Raw genomic sequence first — 24069 nt, 5'->3', positions numbered from 1 at the left:
AAAAAATGCAAATAGAATATTTAGCATACGATTATTCTTTTGTTTGTGATAAAATGTTAGCTGTGTGAAAAAGTGTTAAAAAGGGAGGATAAGCCAATGATCAAGGATGATTTCATCGAAGATTGGGACTTGTTCTTAGCGCCTTATGAGCAAGCTGTTGAAGAGTTAAAAGTGAAATTGAAAAATATTAGGAAAGAATTCCAAGACATCGATCAGCACGCGCCGATTGAATTTGTCACAGGTCGAGTAAAGACCAAGGAAAGTATTCTAGAAAAAATGGATGTTCGAAAAATTGCACCTGAAGACTTCTTAGTAGGAGTCCAAGATATTGCAGGAATTCGGATTATGTGTCAATTTGTAGAAGATATTTATGAAGTAGCAGAGTTATTGTTGAATCGAAAGGATTTTAAGGTCATCTTGATTCGCGATTATATAAAAAATCATAAACCAAGTGGTTATCGTTCTTATCACTTAGTAATTGAATACCCTGTTGAACGAGCCTCTGGAATTACCAATGTGATTGTGGAAGTGCAGATTAGAACTTTGGCCATGAATTTTTGGGCAACCATTGAACATTCTTTAAATTATAAATACGACGGAAAATATCCAGAAGAGATTTTGTTGAGACTTCAAACAGCGTCAGAAGCAGCATTTTTATTAGATGGTGAAATGAGCGCAATCCGTGAGGAAATTCGTGAAGCTACTCGACTGTTTGATTCGAAGTAAATTCTTCTTAAGGATTTAAAAGGATGGGTGATGAGATGAAAAAAATAGCCATTTTTGCAAATGATCAGGACATATCTACAAAAATTGCTAAAGATTTATTGTTGGAACTAGATCTTGTGGGATTGCAGGTAATAGAAGAGGGAGAAATAGCAGATTATATTGTTTCAATTGGTGGAGACGGAACGCTTTTGTCAGCTTTTCACCATTTTCAGAAGCAAATAGAGTTTAGCCAATTTATTGGGATTCATACAGGACACTTGGGTTTCTACACGGACTGGATGGGGCATGAAATCAAGCAAGTTGTGGCTAGTATCTTAGCTAATGAAGAAGAATCTGTTTCTTATCCTCTTTTGGATGTTCAAATAAATATGATGGACGGATCGAAAAAAACGTATCTAGCATTGAATGAATGTACTTTACGTTCTCACCGCAAAACCATGGTATGCCATGTGAATATTAATGATCGTTTTTTTGAGACCTTTCGCGGTGATGGGCTTTGTGTAGCAACACCAACGGGTTCAACAGGAATGAACAAGTCGTTGGGAGGTGCCGTGATTCACCCATGTTTGGATGCTATACAGATGACAGAGATGGCTTCGGTGAATAACCGCATCTATCGAACCTTATCTTCACCAATCGTGTTACCACCTGATGAGTGGTTTGACTTAGAATTAGCGCACCAAGAAGAACCGGTTGATTTAACGATTGACAATTTATTCTGGTCAGACCAAACGGTTCGCTCTATTCGTTTGCAGTTATCAAAAAAACGAATTCAATTTGCTAGTTTTCGTCATCGTCATTATTGGGATCGAGTAGAAGAAGCTTTTTTGGGAAATAAGTTAGAGCATAAAGAATAAATATAAAGAGTAGGGATTTTGAGTGGAATTAAATTGGTATTATGATCAAGAGGAAGAAATGACGATTAAAGATTTTTTGTCGAGACAAGGGTTACCTAGAGCTTTTATGCGTGATATCAAGTATTCAGGTCAAATTATGCTGAATCATATTCCAACAGCTACTCGTTTTACGGTTCGTAAGGGAGATCATATAAAATTAATCGCTCCGATTGAATATGGCCATGATTCAGTAAAACCTTCTTTGGAACCGATAAATATTGTTTTTGAAGATAAGGATTTATTGATTTTGAATAAGCCTGTTGGGGTGGTTTCGATTCCTTCGATGCAAAACCCTAGTTCTTCGATGGCTAATCGAGTTAGAGGATACTATCAACAGAGAGGTTATCAAGATCAAGTGATTCATATTGTGACACGTCTAGATCGAGATACATCGGGCTTGATGATTATTGCAAAACACCGCTTAGCTCATGCTTTAATGGACCGACAGGTTCGCAATCAAAAGGTATATAAGTTTTATAATGCTTTGTCTTCAAGAATTGACTGGGAAGATCATGGTGTGATTGAAGCAGCAATTGCAAGAGCAGAGGATTCGCTGATCAGTCGCCGAGTTCATGAAACCGGAAAATATGCCAAAACAGAATTTTGGTGCCTTGAACAATTTGCTTCAGGCTCTCATTTAAGGTTGCGTTTACACACAGGGCGAACCCATCAGATTAGGGTTCATTTAAGCTATAAGGGAGGTCCTTTAATTGGTGACGATTTATATGGGGGGCCCCATTCATCCATTGTTAATCGTCAAGCTTTGCACTGTGGAGAACTAAGGTTTAAACACCCTTTTACAGAAGAGAGTCTTATCTTTAAAGCTTCGCTGCCAGACGATATGCAAGAATGGATAACAGAACAACAATATAATTAGGGGGTATGCGAAATGGAAGTATTTGAGAGAACCTTTGAAGAAAGTGTATCCAGTTTTAAGGAAATGTTACACAATAATAGAATGACTCGGTTCCGAACAGAATTTCAGGCTCTTCACAATTATGACCAAGCAAAGATATTTGCAGAGTTCGATGCCGATGAACGTAATAAAGTCTATCAATATATGGCACCAAGTGAGGTGGCAGATGTTTTTGATGCTTTAGAAGGTGATGATTTACATTTGAGTGAAGAATATTTCCTTGAAATGGAGAATGTCTATGCAGCAGCTGTTCTCGGTGAAATGTATGCAGATAATGCGGTAGACGTTTTAAATAATATTGATAATAGAGAAAAGGTTAGCCTCTATATGCATTTAATGCCCCCAAAATCCGCTCGGGAAATTTCCCAATTGATTAATTATTTAGATGAAACAGCCGGAGCGATTATGACAACTGAGTTTGTGGCCATTCAAGAAGATTATACAATCAAACAAGCCTATGAACATTTAAAGGAAGCGGCTGCACAAGCGGAAACAATTTATTATGTATATGTGATAGATGAGAATAAACGATTAAAAGGGGTTCTCTCCCTAAGAGATCTTATTATTTATGATGACAATCGGTTAATTAGTGAGTTGCTGAATCCGAAGGTAATTTCGGTACAAGTGAATGATGACCAAGTTGAAGTAGCAAAAATGGTTCAAGACTATGACTTGTTAGCCTTGCCAGTCGTAGGATTTGATCATGAGTTGCTAGGAATTATAACCGTTGACGATGTGTTGGATGTTATGCAAGAGGAAGCAGATAGTGATTACTCTGGGTTAGCGGCAGTTGATGTTAATGAAACGCATGATAGTCCATTTGATGCTTCTAAAAGCCGATTGCCATGGTTAGTGACACTATTGTTTTTAGGAATGGGAACGGCTACTTTGATTAGCCAATTTGAAGGACTTATTTCATCGGCACCCGTCTTATCCAGTTTTGTAACTTTAATTACAGGAACAGCTGGGAATGCGGGAACTCAATCATTAGCGGTCGCTATTAGAAAACTCACTAATAAGAATGAAGACGATGAGTTCTTTTCATCCTTTTCTTTTGAATTATTAACAGGAGTGGTGACGGGATTAGTTGTAGGAACCACAATCGCACTAGTTGCTGGAATATGGAAAGGTAATTTCTTCTTAGGATTGATTATTGGAATTGCGATGGCAAGCGCTATTGTTGTAGCAAATATAGCAGGTTCTTTAATACCTAAATTAATGGTGAAATTTGGTTTTGATCCTGCAGTTGCTAGTGGTCCTTTTATTTCAACCTTAAGTGACTTGACCTCTGTCTTTATTTATTTTTCGATCGCCCGTATTTTTATTTCTTATTTTTAAAAAAGTATGCTCAATAGCTTCTTCAGAAATTAGTACTTTTTGATAAAAATAAGAAAAATGAAGAGAAACAAATAGAATTCTTATCAAATTCTATTTGAGTATTTACAGAACAATTTGTATAGTAATAATAAGCGCTTACACTAAGTGAGAATTTTTAAAGACTAGGTGTATAGGGTGCATGATATAAGGAGTGAGAATATGGTAGAAATAAATTATCAGTTAGATCAAGAAGGCAAAGTTTTATTAGAAAAAATTAAAGAATTAACCGAAATAGCTTCTCCAACAGGGAATACTGTCGAAATCATGCAGAACATCATGGATAAGCTTGATCAAAAGAATATCCAGTATAAGTTGACACCTAAAGGTGGATTAATGATAACGTTACCAGGTCAAAATCAGGAACGTCAGCGTTTCTTAACTGCTCATGTGGATACTTTGGGGGCAATGGTTCGTGCGATTAAACCGGATGGTCGTTTAAAATTAGACCTGATTGGAGGGTTTAAATTTAATGCAGTTGAAGGAACTTATTGTCAAATTCATTCTGCTAGTTCTGGCAAAGTGTTTGATGGCACGATTTTAATGCATCAAACGAGTGTTCATGTTTATCGTGATGTGGATACAGCTGAGAGAAATCAAACGAACATGGAGATACGCATCGACTATCCGGTCTTTTCTGCTGAAGATGTTGAAAAATTAGGAATTAAAGTAGGGGACTTTATTTCTTTTGCTCCAAGAGCAGAAATTACAGAGTCAGGTTATATTAAATCTCGCCATCTTGATGATAAAGTCAGTGTGGTGCTTTTAATGGAAGCTATTGAAAGAATAGTAGCAGGGGACTTACCACTCGCTCATACTACTCATTTCTATATTTCTAATAATGAAGAAATTGGTTATGGAGGAAATTCTAATATAGCAGATGAAGTAGAAGAATATATTGCGGTTGATATGGGAGCTTTAGGAGATGACCAGACATCGGATGAATATACAGTATCAATCTGTGCTAAAGATGCTTCGGGTCCATATCATTTAGGATTACGTAATTTATTAGTGACTTTATGTGAAGAAAAAAATATTCCTTATAAGGTGGATATTTATCCTTACTATGGAAGTGATGCTTCGGCTGCTATGCGTGCTGGAGCGGATGTTCGTCATGGACTATTTGGTGCGGGGATTGATGCAAGCCATGCTTATGAACGAACTCATATCACTTCAGTTATTGCTACTAAGGATTTGATTGAAACTTATTTAGAGACGCCAATGAAGTAAATGATTCTTGAAGGAGATACTATTCAAACGCATTAATTTTTGGTAAGATTAATTGATGTGTAAGAAAGTAGAGGTGATCTTATGGAGAGAATCAGTGAAGTGTCTGTTAACATTTTTGGTTATAACCGTAAGCAAGTTAATCAATTAGTAGAATACAAAGACCAACAAATAAAAGAGCTTGAGTCTAAACAAAATACTTTAGAGCAAAAACTTCAAGCGATGGAAGAAAAATTACATTATTATCAAAGTATTGAATCAGCTTTGAAAGATGGATTAGTGGATGCGCGTAAGACGGGAAATGAAATTATCTCTGATTCAGAAGAAGAAGCTGAGAAGATCTTAGCTCGAACGAATGAACAAGTAGCTCAATATAAAGAGAATTTGAGCCAATATAGCCGTGAACTAGTGACAACAGGTGTTGATTTGAAAGAGCGGTTTGTCAAGATGCAGAATCAAATGTTAGGCATGGTTCAAGAATATGAGGAGTTTATTTCTCAGACAAACTTTGAGTCTGTTTTTCCGAGTAAGCAAGTAAATCGATTCATGGATCAAGTCGATCACTATGAAAAAGATAAAGATCTTGAGGTCGAACAGGCTAAAGCTAAATCAATGGGGCCAGAGAATCAATTATCAGAAGAAGAAAAACAAGAATTGCAACGTCTTATTCAAGAAGTGATTCAAAATGAGTCTGGTGCAAAAGTTAAAGATGATAAGTTGGTTGACTTTAAACGGGCTCAAGGATAGCGAATAATTGATGAAGAACGAAAGCTATTTAGCTTTCGTTCATTTGTCTTATTTATTTCAAAGCAAAAGGAGTTAAAGATGGATAAGAAGATAGAAGAAGAAGTAAAGAGAAGACGAACTTTTGCGATCATTTCGCATCCGGATGCTGGTAAGACGACTATTACAGAGCAGCTATTGCTTTTTTCAGGAGCAATACGAGAAGCAGGGACGGTAAAGGCGAAAGGGAAGAAATCTAATAAGTTTGCTAAATCTGATTGGATGGAGATCGAGAAGCAAAGGGGAATTTCGGTAACCTCTTCAGTCATGCAAGTGGATTATGATGGTTTTCAAGTTAATATTTTAGATACGCCTGGGCACGAGGACTTTTCTGAGGATACTTACCGTACTTTGATGGCTGTTGATGCGGCTGTGATGGTAGTGGATACCGGAAAAGGGATAGAGCCTCAAACCAAAAAATTATTTGAAGTAGTGAGTCGCAGAGGGATTCCAATTTTTACCTTTATGAATAAATTAGACCGCGACGGACGAGAACCATTAGATCTTGTTGCAGAATTAGAAGAAGTTCTAGGGATTGATGCCTACCCGATGAATTGGCCAATGGGCATGGGGAAAACTTTATTAGGATTATATGATCTCTATAATCAGCGTGTAGAGATTCGCAAGAGTGAAGAAGAGGATCTTTTTATTCCGCTAGATCAAGAAGGTCAAGCGAATGGAAATCATGAATTCAAAGAATCTTCGATTTATACTCAAGCGATTGAAGATGCTCAGTTATTACATGAAGCTGGAAATGAGTTTGACCGAGAAGCTATTAATTCAGGGAAATTGACTCCTGTTTTCTTTGGATCAGCCTTGACAGGGTTTGGCGTTCAAACTTTTCTAGATGCATTTGTGGATCTAGCTCCTGCACCCTCTACTGTTGTTACGGTAGATAATACTAAAATTGACCCAGTCGATGAACAATTTACAGGGTTTATTTTTAAGATTCAAGCCAACATGAATCCTGCCCATCGTGATCGCATCGCTTTTGTTCGAATTGTTTCAGGAAGATTTGTAAAAGGAATGAATGTCGTTTTGAATCGAACAGGTAAAACGATTAGAATGGCTCATACGACTCAATTTTTAGCGGATGCTCGTGAAGAAGTTCAAGATGCTTATCCTGGAGATATAATCGGATTATATGATACGGGTAATTTTCAAATAGGGGATACGATTTATGATGGGAATCGTAAGGTGCAGTTTCCAGAACTGCCGCAGTTTACACCTGAATTATTTATGAAGGTAGCGCCTAAAAATATTATGAAGCAGAAATCTTTCCATAAGGGAATTCAACAGTTAGTTCAAGAAGGAGCCATCCAGTTATATAAAACATTCCATACTGAAGAGTATATTATTGGAGCGGTAGGACAATTACAATTTGAGGTTTTTCAATATCGTTTGTTACATGAATATAATGCAGAAGTTGAAATGACACCGATGGGATCAAAAATTGCGAGATGGATTGATGAGAAAGATTTAGATCCTAAAATGTCCTCTAGTCGTAATCTTTTAGCAAAAGATCGCTTTGACAATCCGGTCTTTTTGTTTGAAAATCAGTTTGCAGAAAATTGGTTCAAAGATAAACATCCTGAAATAGAATTAATGCAATTGATGTAATTGTAAAGTCTTAACCTTTTCATGAAAGGTTAAGGTAAGAAAACTTTGGGGTGCGAAATAAAACATTTTGAAACGGTAGAGAAGATAAGGCAATGGTTTGAGTGCTTGAACAAAATGAAACCCAAAACTATTAAGAAAAATCCTAACGATGAATTTTAAGTTCAAAAAGGATAGGACGTTTTGTATCGCATTCATTAGTTTTTTTGTGTATAATGATGATAGCGTTTAATATGGCTTACCAATCAGTGAGTCAAGAGCTATTTTATTTGAGTTATGGGTCACTCAAGACTCAAAGAGAATGTTAAATAAGGAGACGATACATTATGGAGAAAAAAGATTTTCGAATTATTGCAGAAACAGGTATTCATGCTCGCCCTGCAACTTTATTAGTTCAGTCAGCTAGCAAATTTTCATCAGAAATCAATTTAGAATACAAAGGTAAATCTGTTAATCTTAAATCGATTATGGGTGTGATGTCACTGGGTGTAGGCCAAGGAGCGGATGTGACGATCACTGCTGAAGGCGCCGATGAAAAAGAAGCGATTGAAGCTGTTAAAGAGACAATGAAAAATGAGGGGTTATCTGAATAATGACTGATAAATTAACTGGCATTGCGGCTAGTGATGGGATTGCGATAGCACCCGTATATTTATTAGTGGATCCAGACCTATCTTTCGAAAAAGTGTCTGTTACGGACACTGATCATGAACAAGCGCGTTTGTCAGCTGCAGTTGAACAAGCAAAAGGCGAAATTGAAAAAATTCGCCAAGTGGCTCTTGTTCAACTGGGTGAGGCAGAGGCGCAAGTTTTTGATGCACATTTATTGGTTTTATCGGATCCAGAATTTCTAGCCCAAATTAATCAAGTAATTCAAGAAGAAAAATTCAATGCAGAAGCAGCACTAACTCAAGTGTCTGATATGTTTGTTGGTATGTTTGAAGCGATGGAAGATAATCCATATATGCAGGAAAGAGCATCAGATATTCGGGATGTATCTCAGCGAATACTGGCAGCTTTGCTCGGAGTTACATTAGCTAGTCCTTCAACCATTGATGAAGAAGTTATTTTAGTGGCTCGTGATTTAACACCGAGTGATACAGCTCAATTGAATAGGGATTATGTGAAAGCCTTTGTAACGAATATTGGTGGGAGAACGTCTCACTCTGCTATTATGGCGCGTTCTCTTGAAATTCCAGCGATTGTTGGAACGGATTCGATTACTCAGAATGTTGAGAATGGACAGATGATAATTGTCGATGCAATAGAAGGCATTATTATCCTTGAACCAACAGCAGAAGAATTAGCCGAGTATCGTCAAAAGTTAAAAGACTATCAAACTTATCGTAAGGATCTTGAACAGTTAATCGATTCTTCATCCGTTTCTAAAGATGGAGTAGAAATAGAGTTAGCGGCTAATATTGGAACGCCTAAAGATGTTAAAGGCGCTCTAGCAAATGGAGCAGACGGCATCGGCTTATATCGAACAGAGTTCCTTTATATGGATGCAAGTGATTTTCCAACGGAAGAAGATCAATATCAAGCTTATAAAGAAGTATTGATGGCGATGGAGAATAAAGGTGTCGTGGTAAGAACGATGGATATCGGTGGAGATAAACATCTTCCTTATTTACAATTACCTGAAGAGATGAACCCTTTCTTAGGTTACCGGGCAATAAGGGTTTCTTTAGATCAGATTGAAATGTTTAAGACTCAATTACGTGCCTTATTACGGGCTTCTATTCATGGAAAATTGAGAATCATGTTTCCGATGATTGCAACGCTTGAGGAATTTCAACAAGCTAAATCAATTTTTGAAGAAGTAAAGAAAGATCTTTTGTCAGATGGTCAAGATGTGGCAGATGATATTCAGGTAGGAATTATGATTGAAATTCCAGCAGCTGCAATAAATGCTGATCAGTTAGCAAAAGAAGTCGACTTTTTCTCAATAGGAACGAATGATTTAATTCAATACACGATGGCAGCAGATCGAATGAACGAAAAAGTATCTTATTTGTATCAGCCGTATCATCCATCCATTTTGCGCTTAGTAAAATTTGTGGTTGAATCCGCTCATAAAGAAGGTAAATGGGCAGGGATGTGTGGTGAAATGGCTGGGGATCAAACAGCTGTACCGTTATTGTTAGGTATAGGATTGGATGAATTCTCAATGTCTGCTTCTAGCATTTTGAAAACCCGAAAATTAATTTCAGAATTAGATACTAAAGCAATGAAAGAATTAGCTGATAGAGCTACTACTGAATGTGCTAATTCAAGTCAGGTAGTCGATTTGGTGAATGAATATATTAGTAGATAAAAGATTTTGGCTTTAGTCCTGGAGAAATACTTTAGGACTAAAGCCTCTTTTATTGTGATGAATTATCCGTAAAATTAGGGTGGCAAGCCTAAAAATTTTATTTATAATTAGAAGTGAATGCATGACTGATCATCAATAGAAAAGAGTGTATTTATGAGAATAGGAATGTTTACGGATACATATTTTCCCCAATTAAGTGGAGTTTCAACGTCCATTAAAGTTTTGACTGAAGAACTAAGAGCTAAAGGGCATGAGGTTATTATTTTTACCACAACGGATCCTAATGCGCGTGCTGAAGCAGATGTTGTAAGGGTCTCAAGTATTCCTTTTTTAAGCTTTTCTGATCGTAGAATTGCTTATAAAGGATTTGACCGCTGTTTAAAAATTGCTCGATCCATGGACTTGGATATTATTCACACTCACACTGAATTTTCAATGGGGCTGGCTGGTAAGTATGTCGCTAATCGTTTGAAGATCCCCAATATTCATACGTACCATACAATGTATGAAAATTATACGCATTATATCTTAGATGGATTGTTAGTTCAGGCTAAGCATGTCCGCATGATTTCGAGGTATTATTGTAATTTAAGTAATGGTATCATTGCTCCTAGTCAATTGACTAAAGAAACTTTGGAAAATTATGGAATTACAGTGCCTATCCGTGTAATTTCAACAGGAGTTAAGATTCCGCCGTATCAGCCAGAAAAAAGTGATTCTCTAAGAGAGCAATTGAAAATTCAACCTGATGAGAAAGTATTGTTATCCTTGTCTCGGCTGTCAAAAGAAAAAAATTTGATTGAAGTGGTTCAATCTTATGCTGAACTTAAGAAACGAGATCCCAAATTACGTTTGATTGTAGCGGGGGATGGGCCAGAACGAGAAGAGTTAGAATTATATAATGCGCGTCATCAGTTAGAGATAGATTTTGTTGGATTTGTTGAACATGAGAAGGTGAGTCAATATTATCAATTAGCAGATTTATATTTAAATGCAAGCGAATCAGAGTCTCAAGGGTTAACTTACCTTGAAGCAATTGTTAATCGGTGCCCAATTATTGCTAAACGTAATGACTATTTAGAAACGATTATGTGCCAAAAAAGCTTTGGAGTCTTATTTAATGATGACTATCCTCTAATCGATGCTTGTCGAGATTTTATGAAGGATCAAGAGAGTGGTCGAATTGGAGAAATTGATACTGATAATTTATATGCAATTTCTTCTGAAAAATTTGCAGATGATGTAGAGTCTTATTATTATCAAACGATTGAAGAATTCTCAGGCTATGACCGAAGATTATTTGATGGGGTTTTCTTACGAATGAAGAAGATTATTAGAGAAATAATGATTGGAGTGAAAGAATAATGTCTGAAAATATAAGTGTGGGCTTTATAGGTCTAGGGGTAATGGGACATTCAATGGCGAAGCATCTGATAAAAGCTGGCTATCATCTGAATGTTTACAATCGTACACGATCAAAAGCAGAAAGTCTGATTGCAGAAGGCGCCAAATGGATGGATACCCCTCAAGAACTTGCGTTTGAAAGTGATTATGTGTTAACAATTGTAGGTTATCCAGAAGATGTAGAAAAAGTTTATTTAGGGCAATCTGGTCTTTTTGAAGGTAGCAAGCCTGGACAGGTTTTTGTGGATTTGACCACTAGCCGGCCCTCACTCGCCATTGAGCTAGCTAAGCAAGGAAAAGAACGGGGAGTAATCGTTCTGGATGCACCAGTCTCAGGAGGGGATCTAGGTGCTCGTGAAGGTCGCTTAACTGCTATGATTGGGGGGGAAGCCATAGGGCTTGAAAGTGTGCGTCCAATTTTAGACTGTTTTGCTAGCAATATTTTTTATCATGGAAGTGCTGGGGCGGGTCAACATGCTAAGGCTGCGAATCAAATTATGATTGCTGGAACTATGACAGGAATGACAGAGACTTTGCGATATGCTAAAGCCAGTGGTTTAGATCTTAATAAAGTGATTGATACCCTTTCTGGAGGTGCTGCTAACAATTGGTCTTTATCAAATTATGGTCCTCGGATTCTAAAGGAAGATTACAGCCCTGGTTTTTTTGTGAAACACTTTATAAAAGATTTAGGGATCGCCTTAGAGGCGGCTCAAGAATATAAAATTGACTTACCAGGAACTAAATTAGCTTTAGAACTTTATCAAGAGCTTGCTGATGCAGGCTTAGAGGATGCTGGAACCCAAGCACTAATAAAGTTATGGTGGTAGTCACAGTATAGAGACTTTATTCTTGCAATTTCACCTCATTTTGTTACTATACCTTGTATAACATTTGCATTTGGTTTTGTATGGAGATAGGGGAGTACTAAAATGAAAGCTTCAGTTATAACAGGTATTATACAGCGTCTAGAAACAATGACAAAGGCTACTGATGAACCGGAAGTACGTCGTTTTGAGCTGGATGGTGTTGAGAAATGTCAAGTCGTTTATTTGCCTAGTGAGGACGCATTTGAAATGACAGAGTCAGCAACAGGAACTGTTTTTAGATTTGATAATGTAGATCTTGTAGCAATTGAGATATATGATTTATTAGGTTAAGTTGTAAGTAAAAAACACAGTTCTTAGGAGCTGTGTTTTCTTTTGTCAAGAATTTTATTTTATTCTACAAGAAATTGATTCCTATTCATCTATTGTTTAAGAGACTTATGCTATAATATCAATATGATTACTCACTTACATTCATTTAGAGAGTGAGAAGGAATAAGGAGAGCAGATGAAAAAATTTTTAACACCTACCTATCTCATTAATTCTATTTATTTAATTCATCCTGAAGATCTTAAGAGACGTAATATTAAAGGGATGATTGTAGATCTTGATAATACTCTCATTGCATGGGATCAGTTGGATCATACTAAAGAGTTAGAAAATTGGGCCCAAGAGTTCATACAGGCAGGGATTCAAATTTTTATATTATCTAATAACTATAATCATCGGGTAGAGAGAGTGGTTGAACCCCTTGATATTCCATATAAAGCAGGAGCATTCAAGCCTTCTCGTCGTAATTTCAAGTTAGCAATGGAGTATATGGAGTTAGAACGTGATGAGGTTGTGGTTATAGGAGATCAAATCATGACGGATGTGATAGGAGCAAAACGATTGGGATTAAAAGTGATCTTGGTTAAACCGATTGTTGAACATGATAGTATCTATACAATCATTAACCGCAATATTGAAAAAATAGCTTTGAAAATAATTGGAATTGACCGTAAGTCAGATTGGGGAGAAAGTATTGAGTCAAGAAATCGATGAAACAACTTATCAGTGTATAGGATGTGGAATTCCTATTCAATCCGCTGATAGCAGTAAGTTAGGATATTTACCTTTGACTGCTTTTACGAAAGGGTTGGAGCAGGGACAATTTTATTGTCAACGTTGTTTTCGTTTAAGAAATTATAATGAGATTGGAGATCTTTCCTTATCGGATGATCTATTCTTAGAGAAGCTTTCAACAATTGCAGAAGATGAAGCGTTTGTAGTCATGGTTGTAGATATCTTTGATGTAGAAGGTAGTATTATCGCAGGATTATCACGATTCATTGGCAATCAACCTTTTATAGTGGTAGCTAATAAAATGGATTTATTACCAAAATCAGTTAAGCCGTCGAAAATCATACATTGGCTCAAGGAAATTCTGTATCAAATGGGTTTAAAACCAGCAGAAATATTCTTATTATCAGCAAATAAAAGAAATAGTTTGGAGCCACTAATAGAAATGATTGACCAGGAAGTTCGCCATAAAAATGTCTATATAGTTGGAGTGACTAATGTTGGGAAATCCACTCTAATTAATCAGTTAATCCAGCATTATGGTGGAGAGAAAGAGATTATTACGACGTCTAATGTTCCTGGGACTACTTTAGATTTAATTCATATTCCTTTAACAGATACGACGGGAATCGTTGATACACCTGGGATTATTCGGGATAATCAATTGGCTCACTTTCTTGACCGGAAGGGAATGAAAGTTTTGCTGCCAAGTAAGCCGATTAAGCCACGAACCTTTCAGATGAATTCTGGTCAAACACTTTTTGTTGGAGGTGTCGCAAGGATTGATTTTGTTTCAGGGCAAAAGACGGCCTTTACTTTTTATCTTTCAAATGAAGCCTATCTCCACCGAACAAAGTTAGAGGTGGCAGATGAATTTTATGATAAACATCAAGGCGGCTTGCTGAGTCCACCTTATAAAGATCAACAACCTACTTTTCCTGAACTCTACCCAAAAGACTTAAATTTAGAGGAGAATCAAGATTTAGCTATTTCTGGTCTTGGCTGGTTGACTGCAAACCACAAGGTCAATCTAAGGGTTTGGTTGCCAAAAGGTGTTGGAGTATCGATTAGAAAATCAATGATTTAAGGAGAATAGTTAGAGAATGGAAGATTTAAGTAAGCAACAAATGAAATTTCTACGTAAGATCGCACAAAAAGAGAAAGCTTTATTTCAGGTCGGGAAACTCGGTATCACACAAGTGTTTATTGAACAAATTGAGTCAGCAATTGAAAAGAGAGAAATAGTGAAATTTAATATTTTACAAAATTCTGATGAAGAAATCGATCAAGCAGCTCAACAAATAGCTGAAAAAATTAATGCGGTAATTGTTCAAACGATTGGTAATACTGCTGTTCTTTATAGACCATCTAGTAAGACAAAATATCAGAGAATCAGTGCGGAACTAGCAGAATTGAAGTAGAAAGGAGCACCTCCAACGGATGATGATCACAGAAAAAACTTCTGTTAATTTCAGCGATGGTATGGCATGTTTTACGATGACGCAAGAAGTAAAGGAGCCTTCAGTGATTGGTCGCCATCGGATTGGCATTTTGGGAGGGACGTTTAATCCGCCTCATTTAGGCCATTTAATCATGGCAGAACAAGTAGGGACACAATTAGATTTAGATGAAGTTTGGTTTATGCCAACGGCTAAGCCACCTCATGCGCCTGGCAAGCAAACAATTGCTTCTCAGCATCGTATTCAAATGGTCCAAAAAGCGATTGCCGGTAATCGATTATTTAAGTTACAGCCTTATGAAGTTAATCGAGGAGGAAAAAACTATACCATCGATACGATGCGTTATTTCATTGAAAATTATCCAGAATCTGATTTTTTCTTTATTATAGGTGGGGACTCCGCGAATGATCTCCCAAGTTGGCGTGGTATTAATGAATTGGTACGAATGGTTCAATTTGTAGGTGTTCAGCGCCCAGGAGAACCTCCTTATTTACATAACTATCCAATTATTTGGGTGGACAGTCCTCTGATTGATATTTCATCTAGTGAGGTGCGTTTAAGAGTTTATTTGGATCAATCAATTCGGTATCAAGTTCCTCAGACAGTCGAAGAATATATTTATAAGCATCGCTTGTACAACGCTAAAGTGTAAGTAGGTGAAGCATGAAAAACATAGTATATCAAAGGAATATTATTAATATTTCTCGTGAAGAATTAATTGACCGTTTAAGACATAATCTTTCAGATTGGCGTTTTAATCATGTTTTAAGAGTAGAACAAACCGCTTTGGAATTAGCGGATAAGCATGGAGCGGATGATGAGCAAGTTTCGATTGCCGCTTTGATGCATGATTATGCTAAAGAAATGGACCATCAAGAAATGTTCAAATTAGCCCAACAATTTTGGGATGATGGTACTTTGGATCAAGCAAATGATGGAATTTGGCACGGTTTTGCGGCTGCACAAATTTGTCGAACACAAATGGGGTGTCAAGAGCCGCAAGTGCTTAATGCAATAGCTAGCCATACGACGGGATGGACCGAAATGACTCAAATAGGTAAAATTATTTATTTAGCAGACTATATTGAACCTTTTAGAGATTTTAAAGGGATAGAAAAGCTTAGAAAGTTAGCGAAAGAAGATTTAGATCAAGCATGTTATAAAAAAATCCGCTTATCTATTAAGCATTTAATGAAGAAGCAGATGTATATTTATCCTGTTCAATTGACTGTATATAATGTTTGGACGGAGAAGATAAATCAAGGTATTGGATTATAGGAGGTTGAATAACCCTGAACGCATATGAAAAATTAGAAATAATTGTTAAAGCTGCAGATGATCGCTTGGCTCAAGATATTGTTGCAATGGATGTGTCTCAATTGACACCGTTAGCGGAATATTTTTTAGTGATGCATGCACGTAATGATCGTCAATTGGTGGCTATTATGGATGAAATTATTGAACAGTGTCGTAAATCTGGGATTGAGATCAAGGGAACAGAAGGTAAAGATGGCGGGAAATGGGTATTGATGGATATAAATGATATTGTGGTGCATCTTTTCCATTATCAAGAGCGAAGCCACTATAATATTGAGAAAGTGTGGGTAGATGCTCCACTAGTGGATGTGACCCAATGGGTGAATGAATAATGACTTTTTCGCAAATTGCAGAAGTGTATGATCGCTTTAATGACAGAACGGTTTATGATCAATGGTTAATGTTCACATTGGATTCAACAGCGGGTCAGACCCATAAAGCGTTAGATGTTGCATGTGGGACAGGATATTTTACGAGACTTCTAGCTTCTCATTGTCAAATGATAAAAGGAGTAGATATTGACCCTGCGATGATCGCAATAGCTCAGGATAAGACAAATAAGGAGATTAGTCCAAAAATTAGCTTTGTTGAAGGAGATATGACGGATCTTTCAGCCTTAGAAGAGGATTTTGATTTGGTCACTTGCTTTGCAGATGCTTTGTGTTTTCTCGACAGTTCTGATCAAGTAGAAAAGGCGCTAGCTTCCATGACTGGTCGTCTTAAAACAGGAGGCCTTCTCTTGTTCGATGTTTGGACACCTTATCAATTAAGTGAAGGATTTTCTGATTTTTCATATCATGATGAAGATGATGATGGAGCTCTATTGTGGAGGTCTTTTATGGAATCAGATCAATATCAGGTAGTTCATGAATTAACCGTTTATGACCGTTACCGTGGAGAATCTGAAACAGATTTATTTACTCGTAAAGAGGTAGATTTAACTGAAAGGACGTATCCCTTGGAAGATTATATGGCAATGCTTAATAAAGTAGGCTTTGACAATGATCAGATTCAGGTTACCATTGATTTTGGCAAAATTATCTATGATCCTAAAAAACATAAACAAGTTGATCGTTGGTTTTTTATCTGTGAGAAAGCTTAGATTAGGAGTGCTAATTTGCGTACGGTTGGAATTATTGCTGAATATAATCCCTTTCACTACGGACATGCTTATCAATTAAAGCAAGTTCGTCAAATCACAAAAGCAGATTGTTTGGTGATTTTGATGAGCGGTAATGTCGTGCAACGAGGAGAATTTGCTATAATTGATAAATGGCAAAGAGCCGAATTGGCCTTACTGAACGGAGCAGACCTTGTCATAGAATTGCCGTTGACAGCTAGTCTTCAATCGGCTGATTTTTTTGCTGATGAAGCGATAGAGGTGTTAAGTCGGTTGGAAATTGATAGTCTGGCTTTTGGGACAGAAACTGCTGAACTTGATGAGTTGAATCAATATTTAGATTGGTTAGAAGATAAAGATTTAATTATTCAACAGCAGATGGCTGTTGAGATGCAAAAAGGCGTTTCCTATGCATTTGCCCATCAAAAAGTAGTTAAGCAGGTGGCGCAAGAAACCAATTTTGTTTCAAATTTTGATTTTTCTTCTGCTAATCATTTGTTAGGGCTTCAATATATGCGAGCAATTCGTAAAAGGCAGTTAAATGTAAATATCCATCCTCTTCCACGGGTGAATGAAGTACAAAAGTTGAATCAACTTTTGAAACTTCCGCAAGAAATGCTTCCAACTCAAATTTTATCAGGTAGTCAAATTAGGCAAAATTATTGGGAAAACAGAATAGAAGCAAAAGATATACCAATGACTACTTATCAGAAATTGTCGGAAAAGGCGACAACCCGTTGGGACCATTATTATGGTTTATTAAATTATGCTATTATGGCTTTAGGACCTAGTGGTTTAAAAGAAATTCATGGTTTAGTAGAAGGCTTTGAACAGGCAATTTTTAAACAGAATTTGCAAACGCAAACGTTTGAGACTTTGACTCAGCAACTTATTTCTCCAAGATGGACTCGTTCAGCAATTAATAGGATGCTTATGAATATTTTGCTTCATATTAGTGATCAAGACTGGCGAAGAAATCAACTACTAAATCAGGAGCTGAATTATCTAAGGATATTAGCCTTTAATTCAAATGGGCGTGAATTTCTAAAAGCTTTTAATTCAAATCGGCTTTATTTATTTAGTAATTTATCGAAAGATATGGAGGAACACTATCAATTAATGCTCAAGGCAGATCGAATATTTCAAGGGAATCCACAAAGTCATATAAAGGAACAAATTATAGGGAAACATCCTGTACACAGGCAATATGGAATAATTTAGAGAATTGACAAGTAAGAAAAACTTAAGTATAATAACTCTTGTCGTTTTAGAGGTGATATTAATGAAATGGACTACTCGCCAAATTCGAGAAAGCTGTCATGATGGGATTCTTAATTTTAAAGAAAGCCTAGATTTGACGGCAGAATTGAAGGAACGAAAATCGGAAATAATTCACATAGAGCCAGTTCAAACGAATGGGTATTTTGTTGTACGTGATGAAGACATTGTATTGCATTGCCAATTGGATACTTGTGTCACATTACCATCGACTCGAAGTCTAAAAGCTGTAGAAGTTCCTCTTAATCTGATGATAAAGGAACGTTATGTAGATACAGATTTAGAAACGGATGTTTCGGATTATGAGGAAACCACGATTGTGCTGGAGCACGATTATATTGACCTCAAAACATCTGCCTTAGATAATATTCTTTTGAATTTACCCATTAAAGTATTAGATCGTGGAGAAGAAGAGGAAGCTCTTCCTTCTGGCAAAGATTGGGCAGTTATTACCGAAGAAGACTATTATCTGCAGCAGAGAGAGAAAGATCTTGAGGATTCAAGGTTTGCAGCCTTAAAAACGTTATTAAAAGATCAAGATGACTAATAATGTCATCCATAACCAGGAGGTGTAAAAATGGCAGTACCAAAAAGAAAAACATCAAAATCAGTTAAAAGAAAGCGTCGTACTCACTTTAAATTGAATGTTCCAGGAATGAATGCTTGTCCAGAATGTGGAGAGTTAAAATTAAGTCACCGTGTATGTGGGTCATGTGGTTTCTATGCAGGAAAAGATGTAGAAGAAAAAGTAGCAGAATAGTTCAAAGACCGGTTAACCGGTCTTTTTTTTATTTACAAGATCTTTACAATGTATTTACATTAAATTTACCCTGGATTGATATACTTTAAATGTAGGCCGATTCTAGTATAAAAATGAGGAGGAATAAATTTGTTGAATTTTCAATTCACACGTCGTGCTGGGAAATTATTTGCTTCTTTATTATTAGGAACTCAGTTATTAGCTCCTGTATCATCTTTTGCTCAAGAAATTGAGCTAGTAGATGAGAAACCAGAAGTAGCAGAAGTCAACAAAAACGATAAACCAAATCGTTTAATTACATCTATAAAAGGTGATCCATCTACGGAAATGGCTTTCAATTGGTATACATCTACTAAATATGAAGATGCTAAAGTGTTGGTTTCAACTTCTGAAGATATGAGTGAACCTGTTGAGTTCGAAGCAGAAGTAACAGAAGTCACGAATCGATATGGTGAACGCGATGAGAATGGTTTCTTTATTTTTGCGGATGTAGAGTATGATGAAGAAGGTGTTGTAGTTGAGGATGAAAATGGTGACCCCAAAATTAATGGTTACTATACAGATGAGAACGCTTCAGGACCAGAGTGGACTTCAGGTGATGCGGTAGGTCAATTGGAATTAGTAGATGTTGTTGAATATTCCTATAAAGCTGAAGCAAATGAATTAGAGCCAGCTACTACTTATTACTATCAAGTGGGTTCTGAGTCAGGTGAAATGTCAGAGGTGGGTCAGTTTACTACAGCAGCAGGTGAAGACGAAGCCTTTACATTTATTCAATATACAGATACGCAAAATGCTTATTGGAACGAACATGTTAGAAATGAAGCCACTTTTGGTGCCGATACAATTGCAAACGCAATTGAAGAAGTAGGAGCTGATGAGGTTGACTTTATTCTACATACTGGAGACTTTGTTGAGACAGCGGAAGTAGAGGATGAGTGGATAGACATTATTGAACAAAGCAAGGAGACTCATTTAAACTTCCCGTTTGTATCCGCAGCAGGTAATCATGATGAATACGCACTTGGTGTGTTTGGAGAGTATCCTGATCCAGTCATTACTAAATTTAATGAACATGTAAATGTCGATGCAGAGAATGAGGCTATCTCAGGTGGATCATATTATTCTTTTGATTATAATAATGTTCACTTTACAGTTCTTAATTCTAATGATAATAAGGAATCTGATGATAACGCAGAAGGTAAGGCGTTCGGACAAGAACAATTAGATTGGGCGAAGGCTGATATTGAAGAAGCTCGTCAAAATGGAGCAGAATGGGTAATTTTAGCTTATCATAAACCTATTTTCTCTAAATCTTACCACTCACTTCAAGATAGTGATGTTCAAGCGGTTCGAGAAGAGTTTATGGAGATTATCGATGACTTAGATGTTGATTTAGCGTTACAAGGTCATGACCATGTTTTATCTGCTACTTATCCACTTAACTTTGTTCCTACTGATGAGAATTTTTCAAATGGTGTGGTAGCTGAGGCTGAAACAAAAGAAATTGATGGAGTCGATCACTATGTAAATCCAGAAGCAACGGTGTTTGTATTACCGAATACGGGTGGAACAAAGACTTATGACGATATTTATTCTAAAGGAGTTGAGCATGTTCATGCTGTTCGTCCAAAATTAGAGTGGATGACGGAAGAAGATGTAGAATATTACAATACGTTATTCGCCTTTGGGGAACAACCACAAGAATCAGAAGCTTTTGCAGAGTCTCATTCTAACTGGCGTGATTCTTCTATTCAAAATTTTGCTGTGTACAATGTTGAAGGAGACACACTAAAAGTTGAAATTTATCAAATTTCTGGAGATGTATTAGCTGGAGAAGAACGTAAAATTGAATTAGTTTATGAATTCGGGATTACAAAAGATGGTGAAAGTGCAGAAGGATCTGTTTCAGAAGAAGTAAGTGAAGAAAGCTCAAGTGATGAGTCATCGGCTGATGAAGAAGAAAGCTCTGAAGAAGAGACAAATGAGGAAACATCAGAGGATGCAGCAGAAGAAAGTTCTGAAGAAGAAACAACAACAGAAGGATAAGTTGTAAGAACGAAATATTGCTAGGCACCCCTGCCTTCATATGGAAGGCAGGGGTTTTATATAGAAAGAAGTGGAAGAGATGAAACGAATAAAAAAAATAATCTATCTATTTTGGGTTCTATTATGCTTTATTTCTCCTCACAAAGTAATGGCTAGTGAAGAAACAAATGTGGACGAGACTGTACAAGATAAGAGGTTGACTGAAAAGAAAGTGGCATTAGTAGACTTACCTAGTCAAACAGAATGGGTAAAAATAGAAGTTGATGAGCAAATTCAAGCAATTGTTCAAAGCGTTTATTCTTATAAGCAGAACGGCAAAAAAATCAATCAACAGGATATTGGCACTCTATTGGAAAGTTACGAGCATCATAAGAAATCTTTGGAAGAGGGAATAAATCGCGAGACCTATGTGCTAACCAACAATGAGGAGAAAGCAGAACTTCGTTTAGTGTATAGTGAGAAAGAGTCTACTTATCTTGAAGCGATGGGAGAGATAGAGTTACAAAAAAAGCAAACAAAGCCGATTGAGAAAGATCTCTTTGAACAATTAGGGCAACAATTATGTGGAGAATATGCTAAACATCAATGGCTCCAGTTTGAGTCAGTGTCTCGTTTGTTCGGTTCTCCGATTAAGGTGAGCTATGTTTTTGATTTAACAATTTATCATTATAAAGGGAAAAGTCAAGAAGAGGAATATGCAGTGACAGTAGTGGATGAGATGGTTACAGCACTAAACTTTACAAAAAATGATAAAGAATTAATGAAAAAGCCTATTTCCCTAGAAAAAAAACAATTAGATCGTTTGAGTCATGAGGCTGGGCTCAATAAAAATGAAATCATCGGTCAGTTGGGAACTCCAATGAGTATTAATTATGATTCTAAGAATGGTATTGTAACTTATGGATGGTTTTCACAAGCAGAAGAATCGGTAGAAGAGGTTTATTATTATTATGCATATAATGGTGTTAGTATAGGATTAGCCTATGATTAATGGCTCAAAGTTTTAAAACTTGACCTTCCTTGACCTAAAGTTTATACTTACTAGGTAGCATTTATAATCGTTTTTAGCGACAAGGAGGATATATACTATGAATTTAATACCAACGGTTATTGAACAATCGTCACGCGGGGAACGTGCTTATGATATCTATTCACGCTTATTAAAAGATCGTATTATTATGTTGTCTGGACCTGTAGATGATCAAATGGCTAACTCTGTGATAGCGCAGTTACTTTTTCTCGATGCGCAGGATCCAGAAAAAGACATTTATCTTTACATTAATTCTCCAGGCGGAAGTGTGACTGCTGGATTAGCAATCTTTGATACGATGAATTTTATTAAAGCAGATGTTCAAACGATTGTGATTGGTTTAGCAGCCTCAATGGCTTCTGTTTTTCTAGCAGCGGGAACTAAGGGTAAGCGTTTTGCTTTACCAAATGCAGAAGTCATGATTCATCAGCCTTTAGGGGGAGCACAAGGCCAAGCAACCGAAATAGAAATTGCGGCGCGGCATATTTTAAAGACGCGTGATCGCTTAAATCAAATTTTAAGTGAGTGTACGGGTCAACCACTAGAGGTTATTGAACGTGATACTGATCGTGATAATTTTATGACCGCAGAGGAAGCCAAAGCGTACGGATTGGTGGATCAAGTGATGGAAAATCGCGAAGACCAGAAGAAAAAATAAATAACAAAGAGCTGGCATTCAGCTCTTTTTTTGTTGGTCAACGATCGCCCTTGATCAATTCAAATAGAATGATTGATAAAACAGGGCTATAATGCTATACTGTTCTTTGTGTAAGAGTTTTTTTATAAGATGGCAGGCATTTTTCTATTTGAGAATGTAGGTCGTTTTTCGACCATCGGAGGGATAGTATGGAACTGATTAAACTTTTGGCTACCATCGTTCCTGAAGTTGATGAAACGTTTCAATTGAGGATGATTATATTAGAGGCGCTAGTAGTAAATGATAGACGAGTGGGAAGAAAGCTTTTATCACGACAAATCGGAATGTCAGAGCGATCGCTTAGAACCAACTTACAAACGATGCGTGAGCAAGGACTTGTTTCGATTAATCGAGCAGGAATTTGTTTAACTGAGAAAGGTGACTTGTTATATGAACAGTTAAAATTTCTTAAAGATGATCGGGCAAGGTTGGCAGAAATAGAAATTGCATTGAAAGAAGCATTAGGGATTAGTGCCTGTTGGGTTATGCCAGGTGATGCCGAAACAGATCCTGAAGTATTTAAAAAGATTGCTCAGGCGCTAGAGACTATTTTGGATAAAGAATTACCCAATCCAGCGATTCTAACCGTGACGGGAGGCTCTACCTTGGCTCATATTAGTCGTCACTTTACTGAAACGTTGACGTGGAATCGTCAGGTCTCAGTTGTACCGAGTCGAGGGGGCACTGAAGGGACCATTCATATTCAATCTAACACTGTGGCTGGTATGATGGCTCAAGAAATGGCTGGTCAATATATTCCTTTACATATACCGGACTATGTATCAGAAGATTTGTCTCGTGTTCTTTTGGATGAGCCTACTATTCAAAAGGCTATTAATCTCAGTAAGACGGCTGATTGTTTGCTGCTAAGCGTAGGAGAAGCTGAAGTGATGGCCCAAAGGCGTAATCTTCAACAAGATCAGCAAAATTTAATAAATAAATTTGAGGCTGTAGGAGAAGCGTTTGGCGTTTTTTATGACAAAGAGGGAAAGGTCGTTTTTTCTATTCCACGTTTAGGCTTACAGCTTGAAGATGTGACCGCTTTTCCGTTATTATTAGTAGTAGTGACTGGTTGCAGAAAGGCACAGGCTACCCAGGCTTTTTTCAAGATGATCGACCATAAAGGTTGGTTGATTTGTGATGAAAGTCTTGCAAAACAAGTTTTAAATGGGGTTACCCAATTAAAAAAAATACCTTAAGGGGGAAAT

26 protein-coding genes are annotated in these 24069 nt (G+C 36.9%); all 26 read left to right on the top strand.

All coding sequences use genetic code 11. The features are described 5' to 3' along the window. Window positions 1–96 precede the first annotated feature (96 nt). The 26 genes from yjbM (at window position 97) to HZY91_RS07330 (ending at window position 24060) form a co-directional block, all read left to right on the top strand. On the top strand, window positions 97–726 hold the full coding sequence (gene yjbM, locus HZY91_RS07455) for a GTP diphosphokinase (protein WP_197115654.1): 630 nt from the start codon (window positions 97–99) through the stop codon (window positions 724–726). A 35-nt stretch (window positions 727–761) separates the two neighbouring features. After that, window positions 762–1583 (top strand): NAD kinase, encoded by an 822-nt coding sequence (locus tag HZY91_RS07450; RefSeq protein ID WP_197115653.1) that lies wholly within the window; start codon window positions 762–764, stop codon window positions 1581–1583. Between the two features lie 22 nt (window positions 1584–1605). Then, window positions 1606–2499 (top strand): RluA family pseudouridine synthase, encoded by an 894-nt coding sequence (locus HZY91_RS07445; RefSeq protein ID WP_197115652.1) that lies wholly within the window; start codon window positions 1606–1608, stop codon window positions 2497–2499. Window positions 2500–2511: 12 nt separating this feature from the next. Further along, entirely contained in the window at window positions 2512–3876 is a 1365-nt protein-coding gene (gene mgtE, locus HZY91_RS07440; protein ID WP_197115651.1) for a magnesium transporter, read from the top strand. A gap of 198 nt (window positions 3877–4074) precedes the next feature. Beyond that, entirely contained in the window at window positions 4075–5142 is a 1068-nt protein-coding gene (locus HZY91_RS07435) for a M42 family metallopeptidase (protein ID WP_197115650.1), read from the top strand. Window positions 5143–5223: 81 nt separating this feature from the next. Continuing rightward, window positions 5224–5886: a DivIVA domain-containing protein gene (locus HZY91_RS07430; protein WP_197115649.1), complete on the top strand. Its 663-nt coding sequence runs from the start codon at window positions 5224–5226 to the stop codon at window positions 5884–5886. Between the two features lie 78 nt (window positions 5887–5964). Further along, a complete protein-coding gene (locus tag HZY91_RS07425; protein WP_197115648.1) occupies window positions 5965–7542 on the top strand; it encodes a peptide chain release factor 3 in 1578 nt (525 codons plus the stop codon). Between the two features lie 323 nt (window positions 7543–7865). Beyond that, window positions 7866–8132, top strand: coding sequence for a phosphocarrier protein HPr (locus HZY91_RS07420; protein ID WP_197115647.1), 267 nt, complete (start codon window positions 7866–7868; stop codon window positions 8130–8132). Next, window positions 8132–9856, top strand: coding sequence for a phosphoenolpyruvate--protein phosphotransferase (gene ptsP, locus HZY91_RS07415; RefSeq protein ID WP_197115646.1), 1725 nt, complete (start codon window positions 8132–8134; stop codon window positions 9854–9856). The genes HZY91_RS07420 and ptsP overlap by 1 nt, the downstream gene beginning before the upstream one ends. 153 nt (window positions 9857–10009) lie before the next feature. Beyond that, on the top strand, window positions 10010–11221 hold the full coding sequence (locus HZY91_RS07410; RefSeq protein ID WP_197115645.1) for a glycosyltransferase family 4 protein: 1212 nt from the start codon (window positions 10010–10012) through the stop codon (window positions 11219–11221). An 11-nt stretch (window positions 11222–11232) separates the two neighbouring features. After that, window positions 11233–12090, top strand: coding sequence for an NAD(P)-dependent oxidoreductase (locus tag HZY91_RS07405; protein ID WP_197115762.1), 858 nt, complete (start codon window positions 11233–11235; stop codon window positions 12088–12090). Between the two features lie 102 nt (window positions 12091–12192). Next, window positions 12193–12420 (top strand): YkuJ family protein, encoded by a 228-nt coding sequence (locus tag HZY91_RS07400; RefSeq protein ID WP_197115644.1) that lies wholly within the window; start codon window positions 12193–12195, stop codon window positions 12418–12420. Between the two features lie 175 nt (window positions 12421–12595). After that, a complete protein-coding gene (locus HZY91_RS07395; protein WP_197115643.1) occupies window positions 12596–13132 on the top strand; it encodes a YqeG family HAD IIIA-type phosphatase in 537 nt (178 codons plus the stop codon). Beyond that, a complete protein-coding gene (gene yqeH / locus HZY91_RS07390) occupies window positions 13113–14237 on the top strand; it encodes a ribosome biogenesis GTPase YqeH (RefSeq protein WP_197115642.1) in 1125 nt (374 codons plus the stop codon). Before HZY91_RS07395 ends, yqeH begins: the two co-directional genes overlap by 20 nt. Window positions 14238–14253: 16 nt before the next feature. After that, window positions 14254–14571 (top strand): YhbY family RNA-binding protein, encoded by a 318-nt coding sequence (locus tag HZY91_RS07385; protein WP_197115641.1) that lies wholly within the window; start codon window positions 14254–14256, stop codon window positions 14569–14571. Between the two features lie 61 nt (window positions 14572–14632). After that, complete coding sequence (locus tag HZY91_RS07380) at window positions 14633–15262, top strand: nicotinate-nucleotide adenylyltransferase (protein WP_197115761.1); 630 nt, start codon at window positions 14633–14635, stop codon at window positions 15260–15262. 11 nt (window positions 15263–15273) lie between these two features. Next, on the top strand, window positions 15274–15888 hold the full coding sequence (gene yqeK, locus HZY91_RS07375; protein WP_197115640.1) for a bis(5'-nucleosyl)-tetraphosphatase (symmetrical) YqeK: 615 nt from the start codon (window positions 15274–15276) through the stop codon (window positions 15886–15888). Window positions 15889–15896: 8 nt separating this feature from the next. Continuing rightward, window positions 15897–16259: a ribosome silencing factor gene (gene rsfS / locus HZY91_RS07370; protein WP_197115760.1), complete on the top strand. Its 363-nt coding sequence runs from the start codon at window positions 15897–15899 to the stop codon at window positions 16257–16259. Continuing rightward, window positions 16259–17029, top strand: a complete 771-nt coding sequence (locus HZY91_RS07365; protein ID WP_197115639.1) for a class I SAM-dependent methyltransferase — start codon at window positions 16259–16261, stop codon at window positions 17027–17029. The genes rsfS and HZY91_RS07365 overlap by 1 nt, the downstream gene beginning before the upstream one ends. Before the next feature lie 15 nt (window positions 17030–17044). Next, entirely contained in the window at window positions 17045–18268 is a 1224-nt protein-coding gene (locus tag HZY91_RS07360) for a tRNA(Met) cytidine acetate ligase (protein ID WP_197115638.1), read from the top strand. Window positions 18269–18329: 61 nt separating this feature from the next. Beyond that, window positions 18330–18872 carry a YceD family protein gene (locus HZY91_RS07355; RefSeq protein ID WP_197115637.1) on the top strand — a complete coding sequence of 181 codons (543 nt, stop codon included), beginning with the start codon at window positions 18330–18332 and terminating at the stop codon, window positions 18870–18872. 30 nt (window positions 18873–18902) lie between these two features. After that, a complete protein-coding gene (gene rpmF, locus HZY91_RS07350) occupies window positions 18903–19085 on the top strand; it encodes a 50S ribosomal protein L32 (protein WP_197115636.1) in 183 nt (60 codons plus the stop codon). A 129-nt stretch (window positions 19086–19214) separates the two neighbouring features. Then, on the top strand, window positions 19215–21134 hold the full coding sequence (locus HZY91_RS07345; RefSeq protein WP_235991526.1) for a purple acid phosphatase family protein: 1920 nt from the start codon (window positions 19215–19217) through the stop codon (window positions 21132–21134). Window positions 21135–21213: 79 nt separating this feature from the next. Further along, on the top strand, window positions 21214–22125 hold the full coding sequence (locus tag HZY91_RS07340; RefSeq protein ID WP_197115635.1) for a hypothetical protein: 912 nt from the start codon (window positions 21214–21216) through the stop codon (window positions 22123–22125). A 97-nt stretch (window positions 22126–22222) separates the two neighbouring features. Further along, on the top strand, window positions 22223–22822 hold the full coding sequence (clpP, locus tag HZY91_RS07335) for an ATP-dependent Clp endopeptidase proteolytic subunit ClpP (protein ID WP_197115634.1): 600 nt from the start codon (window positions 22223–22225) through the stop codon (window positions 22820–22822). Between the two features lie 188 nt (window positions 22823–23010). Beyond that, entirely contained in the window at window positions 23011–24060 is a 1050-nt protein-coding gene (locus tag HZY91_RS07330; protein WP_197115633.1) for a sugar-binding transcriptional regulator, read from the top strand. Window positions 24061–24069 lie beyond the last annotated feature (9 nt).

Origin of the sequence: Facklamia lactis (assembly GCF_015863205.1) — a bacterium.
Taxonomy (GTDB): Bacteria; Bacillota; Bacilli; order Lactobacillales; family Aerococcaceae; genus Facklamia; species Facklamia lactis.
This window is presented reverse-complemented; position numbering and strand designations above follow the sequence as displayed.

Coding starts and splice junctions, on each gene's coding strand:
- yjbM (WP_197115654.1), top strand. CDS start 97: ATGATCAAGGATGATTTCATCGAAGATTGGGACTTGTTCTTAGCGCCT.
- HZY91_RS07450 (WP_197115653.1), top strand. CDS start 762: ATGAAAAAAATAGCCATTTTTGCAAATGATCAGGACATATCTACAAAA.
- mgtE (WP_197115651.1), top strand. CDS start 2,512: ATGGAAGTATTTGAGAGAACCTTTGAAGAAAGTGTATCCAGTTTTAAG.
- HZY91_RS07435 (WP_197115650.1), top strand. CDS start 4,075: ATGGTAGAAATAAATTATCAGTTAGATCAAGAAGGCAAAGTTTTATTA.
- HZY91_RS07430 (WP_197115649.1), top strand. CDS start 5,224: ATGGAGAGAATCAGTGAAGTGTCTGTTAACATTTTTGGTTATAACCGT.
- HZY91_RS07425 (WP_197115648.1), top strand. CDS start 5,965: ATGGATAAGAAGATAGAAGAAGAAGTAAAGAGAAGACGAACTTTTGCG.
- HZY91_RS07420 (WP_197115647.1), top strand. CDS start 7,866: ATGGAGAAAAAAGATTTTCGAATTATTGCAGAAACAGGTATTCATGCT.
- ptsP (WP_197115646.1), top strand. CDS start 8,132: ATGACTGATAAATTAACTGGCATTGCGGCTAGTGATGGGATTGCGATA.
- HZY91_RS07410 (WP_197115645.1), top strand. CDS start 10,010: ATGAGAATAGGAATGTTTACGGATACATATTTTCCCCAATTAAGTGGA.
- HZY91_RS07400 (WP_197115644.1), top strand. CDS start 12,193: ATGAAAGCTTCAGTTATAACAGGTATTATACAGCGTCTAGAAACAATG.
- HZY91_RS07395 (WP_197115643.1), top strand. CDS start 12,596: ATGAAAAAATTTTTAACACCTACCTATCTCATTAATTCTATTTATTTA.
- HZY91_RS07385 (WP_197115641.1), top strand. CDS start 14,254: ATGGAAGATTTAAGTAAGCAACAAATGAAATTTCTACGTAAGATCGCA.
- HZY91_RS07380 (WP_197115761.1), top strand. CDS start 14,633: ATGGCATGTTTTACGATGACGCAAGAAGTAAAGGAGCCTTCAGTGATT.
- yqeK (WP_197115640.1), top strand. CDS start 15,274: ATGAAAAACATAGTATATCAAAGGAATATTATTAATATTTCTCGTGAA.
- HZY91_RS07365 (WP_197115639.1), top strand. CDS start 16,259: ATGACTTTTTCGCAAATTGCAGAAGTGTATGATCGCTTTAATGACAGA.
- HZY91_RS07355 (WP_197115637.1), top strand. CDS start 18,330: ATGAAATGGACTACTCGCCAAATTCGAGAAAGCTGTCATGATGGGATT.
- rpmF (WP_197115636.1), top strand. CDS start 18,903: ATGGCAGTACCAAAAAGAAAAACATCAAAATCAGTTAAAAGAAAGCGT.
- HZY91_RS07340 (WP_197115635.1), top strand. CDS start 21,214: ATGAAACGAATAAAAAAAATAATCTATCTATTTTGGGTTCTATTATGC.
- clpP (WP_197115634.1), top strand. CDS start 22,223: ATGAATTTAATACCAACGGTTATTGAACAATCGTCACGCGGGGAACGT.
- HZY91_RS07330 (WP_197115633.1), top strand. CDS start 23,011: ATGGAACTGATTAAACTTTTGGCTACCATCGTTCCTGAAGTTGATGAA.